This window comes from Acinetobacter sp. RIT698, from assembly GCF_009668065.1.
GTDB lineage: Bacteria > Pseudomonadota > Gammaproteobacteria > Pseudomonadales > Moraxellaceae > Acinetobacter > Acinetobacter guillouiae.
Genome location: NZ_WJYH01000094.1, coordinates 1 through 6393, shown reverse-complemented (window position 1 = coordinate 6393; position 6393 = coordinate 1). Strand labels below are relative to the sequence as shown.

At 39.5% G+C, this 6393-nt stretch carries 5 protein-coding genes; 3 read left to right on the top strand and 2 right to left on the bottom strand.

The genetic code is table 11. The annotated features are described in order from the left end of the window. Positions 1-203: 203 nt before the first annotated feature. The 3 genes from GJV03_RS20940 (at position 204) to GJV03_RS20930 (ending at position 2442) form a co-directional block, all read left to right on the top strand. Entirely contained in the window at positions 204-668 is a 465-nt protein-coding gene (locus GJV03_RS20940; RefSeq protein WP_004724016.1) for a nuclear transport factor 2 family protein, read from the top strand. A gap of 177 nt (positions 669-845) precedes the next feature. Continuing rightward, positions 846-2015, top strand: coding sequence for a low temperature requirement protein A (locus GJV03_RS20935; protein ID WP_151958044.1), 1170 nt, complete (start codon positions 846-848; stop codon positions 2013-2015). 22 nt (positions 2016-2037) lie between these two features. After that, on the top strand, positions 2038-2442 hold the full coding sequence (locus GJV03_RS20930; protein WP_004724014.1) for an NUDIX domain-containing protein: 405 nt from the start codon (positions 2038-2040) through the stop codon (positions 2440-2442). A 162-nt stretch (positions 2443-2604) separates the two neighbouring features. On the opposite strand, the gene GJV03_RS20925 is transcribed toward GJV03_RS20930, so the two are convergent. Beyond that, positions 2605-4992 (bottom strand): glucose/quinate/shikimate family membrane-bound PQQ-dependent dehydrogenase, encoded by a 2388-nt coding sequence (locus tag GJV03_RS20925; protein ID WP_004724013.1) that lies wholly within the window; start codon positions 4990-4992, stop codon positions 2605-2607. 153 nt (positions 4993-5145) lie between these two features. After that, positions 5146-6393 (bottom strand): carbohydrate porin (locus GJV03_RS20920; protein WP_216070507.1); only part of this gene is annotated, 1248 nt, incomplete at its 5' end.

Genomic DNA, 6393 nt, shown 5'->3' with positions numbered 1-6393 from the left:
ATTATTGAGTGATTTATTTTTGTGAAAGGTTTTGGTTAATATCTAAGCATAATACGGTTGGTTTTATAAACTGCTTAAATCAGATTAATGAACAGTGATTATTTTGATTTAAATTGATTAGATATGAAAAAATAAACAAAACACTTCACATAATACTTATTAAGTGTTAAATTCATCACAAATAAGAATAATGAGGTTTTATGATGAAAATAGCAATCGATGGTAATGTGAAAATTGCCGACGAGATAATATCTCAAATTGAATTATGGGATGCTGCTGTTCTTGGTAATAAAATTGATCATCTATTAGATCAATGTGCGGATGATATCAATATGTTTGATGTGAGTATACAATTAGACGGTATCGATGCGTACAAAAAAGAATGGGAGAAATTCAGTCCATATTTTAGTGAAAATGTGCAAATTGTACGTCGCAATATGAAGATCTATGCGTCAAATGATTTGGCTGTATTGCATTGCCATTCAAAAGTGGAAAATTCTGTGCTTAAAGATAAGTTGCAGATGCCATGGTGTCGAACAACATTGTGTCTGAAAAAGAAAGGTGATCAATGGTTAGTCGTACATCAACATATTTCGATGCCGATTGATATGAGCACTGGTAAAGCGATCGTGATCAAAGACATTGCTAAATTGAAATTAGTGGTTTAGCAAGCTAGATTTGTTTGTTATTAAGCCCTTTGATTGGGCTTTTTATTTATGAATTTTTAAATTTAAGAGATAGATGTTAGATCATTAACAAAATTGTCAAAAGAACTCAGTTTTTTACTTGAATGAAAGCTAGAGTTTTGGAAAAATCATGATAATAATCTCAATAATGTGAAAATAATGCCAAATTCATTATTTGTAAAATATGGGTGGTTAAAGCCACTTGCTCCACGAAATCCACACGAACTACATCGCGCTGCAACCTCATTAGAATTGTTATTTGACTTAATTTTTGTGGTCGCCATTGCTACAGCAGGGCAACAATTACACCATAGCATTATCGAAAATCATTTATCACATGGCTTAACACTTTATTTTATGGTGTTCTTTGCGTTGTGGTGGGCATGGATGAACTTTAGCTGGTTTGCATCTGCCTACGACAATGATGATGTATTTTATCGAATCATGACCTTTGTGCAGATTATTGGTTCACTTGTGATTGCAGCAGGGATACCTAGCGCATTTCAGCAACAAGATTTTGATGTGATCATTATTGGTTATGTCATCATGCGTTTGGGCCTCGTTACACAATGGTTTCGTGTTGCCAAAAATGATCCTGAGCGTAAACAAACAGCGTTGAGATATGCGGCTGGTATTATCATCGTACAGATTGGCTGGTTACTTTTTCATTTTACACCGATAAATTTTACCATTTATTTGTTTCTACTTTTGGTCATTGCTGAACTGAGTGTGCCCATCTTTGCTGAAGTAAATAACATGACACCGTGGCATCCACATCATATTTCTGAGCGTTATGCCTTACTCACCATCATTGTCCTTGGTGAATCGATCATTGGAAGTTTTGCAGCAATTTCTGATGCATTAAATAATCAGTTGTTAAGCCAAGAATTAATCTTTTTGACCATTGGTGGCTTATTGATTATGTTTACCATGTGGTGGGCATATTTCGATCATGATGTGGCTGAACGACTCAATAGTCGTAAACGTGCATTTTCATGGGGCTATGGTCACTTTTTTATTTTCGTGAGTATTGCTGCCCTTGGTGCGGGTTTAGCTGCTGCGGTGGATGTGGTGACGCATAAGGCTGAGATCTCGGCTGACATCGTCAGTTATTTTGTTGCTATCTCTTTGATTGTCTATACTGCGAGCCTTTGGTTGTTACAGGAAATTCACCATCTTTCAGGAATCAAGAAATGGTTTTATCCAATTACAGCCGCCATCGTACTCTGTATTCCGATGATCTTTACCCAAGTGGGTTATGCTGTTTTTGCTATGGCAATTGTTTATGCGCTACGTTTAATTTTTTCAAAATGTTATTTGGCAAGATAATCAATTAAGTGGGTTTTGAGCAATGGGATTTCATGATTTTTATCGTTTGAGTTCGCACGCTGTGATTTTTAATGAAAATCGACAAGTCTTGTTATTGAAAGCAACCTATGCAGATTGTGCATGGGGCTTACCTGGTGGCGGGCTGGATCAGGGAGAAACAGTGCATGATGCGCTGATTCGTGAGTGCCAAGAAGAATTAGGCTGTGATGTTTCGATCGAATATTTATCAGGGGTTTATTATCATGCTGCAGTAAATTCCCATGCATTTATGTTTAGGTGTACATTGCAGAACGATCAGTCAATCAATTTAAGTGATGAGCATTCTGAATATCGATGGTTTGACTTTGACCAGCTTTCAACTGTGCAAAAAATTCGTATTGAAGATTGTTTTCATTTTGATGGTCAGGTAAAGAGTAGGGCATTTTAAGGATTGGCTATCGCATGGCGATATGGATATCGCGATCAAACGGGGGATAGAATGTCTTCCTCACTCAAAAAGTACATTCACTTTTATACAAGTGTATGGATTTAGATAAAGCAATAAAAAACAGGCCATCAAGACCTGTTTTTTATTTACCTCAATTTAAGATTATTTATCTGGTAATGCATAAGCAACGATAGAGTCACCCATTTTGGTACCAAATGAACCATGACCACCCGCCATGATCACAACGTATTGTTTACCATTGCTTTCATAGGTCATCGGTGTTGCTTGCCCACCTGCTGGTAGACGACCTTTCCATAGCTCATCACCATTGCTGACATTGATTGCTCGGATGTAATCATCTTGTGTTGCTCCAATGAACATCACATTACCCGCTGTTGAGATCGAACCACCTAACATTGGCACACCCATTTTAAATGGTGGCAATGGAATACCTGGCATACTGTCACGAATTGTACCAATACGACGTTTCCAAGCAACATCATGTGTTTTCAAATCTACACCAGCAACATAACCCCATGCAGGTTGTTTACATGGTAGGCCAAATGGTGAAAGGAATGCACTGATTTCAACGCCGTAAGGGACGCCATACATGGGTTGAACACCCGCTTCTGTACCTGCACCTTTGGCTGTTTGTTTACGGTTAGGATCAGCAGGAATCAATCGACTGACAAAAGGTAGGCCAATTGGATTCATGACTGCGATTTGACGGTCAGGGTTAAGTGATAAGCCACCCCATTCAAATACACCCAAGTTACCAGGGAAAACTAAAGTTCCGTTTTCTGAAGGTGGAGTATAAATACCGTCATAATTTAACTTGTGGAATGACACACGACAAATTAACTGGTCAAACATGGTTGCGCCCCACATTTGTTTATCCGTTAATTTTTCTTGAGGTGCTAAGTTAAAGTCTGAGAACGGTTGCGTTGGAGAATAGAATTCACCCTTAGTTTGCGGACCACGTTTTACACTTTGTGGTACTGGACGTTCGTTAATCGGTACAATTGCTTTACCGTTACGGCGGTCTAAAACAAAGGCATTGCCTGTTTTAGTCAATACATAGATTGCTGGAACAGTTTGTCCAGTTTTGTCTTTGATATCCGCTAAGGTTGGCTGTGATGGTACATCCATATCCCACAAATCATGGTGAGTTGTTTGGAAGTTCCAGATCAATTTACCCGTTGTTGCATTGATTGCTAACATTGAGTTTGCATAGCGTTCATGCAGCTTGGTACGGTTACCACCCCAAATATCTGGCGTACCTACACCTGTTGGTACATAAACGATATCGAGTTTTGCATCATATGCAAGCGGAGCCCATGCATTCGGTGAGTTTTGGACATATTTCTGACCAGGACCCGGAATCTGATTCGGATTTTCAGCACCTGTATCAAATACCCAAAGTAATGCACCAGTATTTACATCATAACCACGGATAACACCAGAAGGCTCTTGAGTAGAATAGTTATCTGTCGTTGAACCACCAATGATAATTGTGGTGCCTGTGACAACAGGTGGTGATGTTGGAATATAACCACCCGGATAAGGGAATGGCATATCCTTTTGTAAATCAACTTCACCGTTATGACCAAAGTCAGAACATGCTTTACCTGTTTCAGCATTTACCGCAACGATACGACCATCATTGACTGGTAAAATAACTTTACGCGGACATTCGGTAGATGAGGATTTTTTTGCTTGTAAACTTGCAGCGAAACCAACGGTATTGTCTGCATCGTAATAAGAAACACCACGACAAGTTAAATGTTGGAAGGTATTATCCGCTTTGAGTTTTGGATCAAATACCCATTTCTCTTTACCTGTAGAAGGATCAAGAGAAACCAATTTTTGATGGGTTGTACACAGGTACATGTTATTACCGATTTTAATCGGTGTGACCTGATTGGTTGTTTCGCCTGAATCATTTTCAGTCTTGAATTCACCTGTACGATAGGTCCAAGCAACTTTAAGATCTTTAACGTTCTCTGAGTTGATTTGGTTCAACGGAGAATAGCGTAAACCAGATTGAGTCCGACCATAAGCTGGCCAGTCTGCATCTGCAATACCATCAATCGCTGCTGGCGTTGGTTGTTTACTGGTTAAAGTCCCACGAATTTCTTGTGGATCATTAAAGATAGAATAAGCCATAACCGCAATGGTGATCGCCAATGTACCTGAAAGTGCAATTTTAGCACCTTTGGCATCGAAACCACGTGTTACTGCTGGAATGAGTAGCCATAAGCCAAACACACCTAAAATATCTAAACGCGGTGCAAGCGCGAAGAAGTCTGAACCGACTTCCCATAGTCCCCAGACAACTGTGCCGAGTACTAATGCTGCATAAACGTATAAAGCAGAACTATTTAATTTGCGTAATAAGATTGCTGTTGCAATGAAAAGTATCCCGGCAATGATGTAGTACCAAGACCCACCAAGTGCTGCCAGCCATACTCCGCCGCCTAATAGAACTACACCGAAAACAATTGCAATCACAACTGTTAGGGTTCTGAGTCCTGAAGATGGAGTTTGCATATTGACCACCTATTTATTTGATTAATTTTTTATGCTTTACCATTCCATTGAGGATTGATGAAGCACATTGTTTAAATTTTTAGATTTTAAATATTTCGATGCGAGGGGAGAGAAAGAGTTAAAATTGCATCGAAATATTTATGATCTATAACACTAGAATGCAGTTTGGAATTTAATACCGCCAACCCATGCATTTTCGCCATCTTTATATGCCCCAACATGACGAATATATTGCACATTTGGACGGATCGTCAGCCAATTTGTTGCATGTACACCGTAGTAAATTTCAGTGTTGTACTCTTCATCTTGTTGACGAATTTGAGTATCGTTCACATCATTGTTGATGCTGATACGAGAAAAACCGATTGCGACATCATCTTGAGGGCGCGCATCGAAAGGACCTTTATAGACCAGTCCAATATTTTGCATATTGTCGACAGTGTTTGTGTCTGAGTCATGAAGGGTTAAATTAATGAAACCCGTTAAGCCACGACGTGCATCACCGTGATGTGCTGTAAATTGTTGCTTGGCAACCAGCCATCCACCTTGTTTATGATCTGTTTCATTTGGATTTTTAATGCGTTGTGCATCGACAGTACTGTAGTAATAGCCCAAACGATATTCGCCTGGCAATTTTGCAGCACTGAGTTTTGGTTGCCAAACCACTTCCGCAGGAATAATTGCACCATGTGAACCGTCTGTACTTAAGTTAAACCCCTTGCCACGTTCTAAGTTTTCAGGATTGTATTCATAAGCACCGACTTGAGCATATAAGTCAGGTTGGATGTTATATTTAACTCGCGCAGCCCATTGGCTAACAGGCCAGTTATACCATTGGTCGCCTACCCAGTTACCCACTTGAGAGCCACAAAGTGCAAGGTTTTGAAAATCACAGTCAAAGCTGTTAAAATCCTCGCCTTCGCCAAAACGACCCACTTTAATATCTAATTTTTGCTCAAAGAATTTTTTCTTGATCCAAAAATCAGTTAAGCGCCAAGTTTGACCGCGACCCCAAACTTCTTGGGTTGAGCTGAGTTGTCCTGCAAGGGCATCAGAAGTTTGCGACAATGAACGACCATTACGTTCAGTGATGGTGATTTGGGCTTCAGTGTCTTTCCATCCAAGCACTTTTTCCAAGTCTACATGACTACCAATCGCAAACTGATCTGCATACTCAGTACCATGGCTTGAATGGTTTTTTGAATCTAATAAGGTGGCTAATTCGCCGGTATAGCCGAAGCTGAAGTCATAACCTTTTTGTTGGAGCTCGGTTCTTTTTCCGTTCCAATCACCAAACATCCATGGGCTTTCTGCATTAAATGCTTCAGTTGCATGAGCACTTTGAAAAGAACTACATAAAGATAATAAGCTGATAGCCCAATAAAAGTGACCTTTAGATTT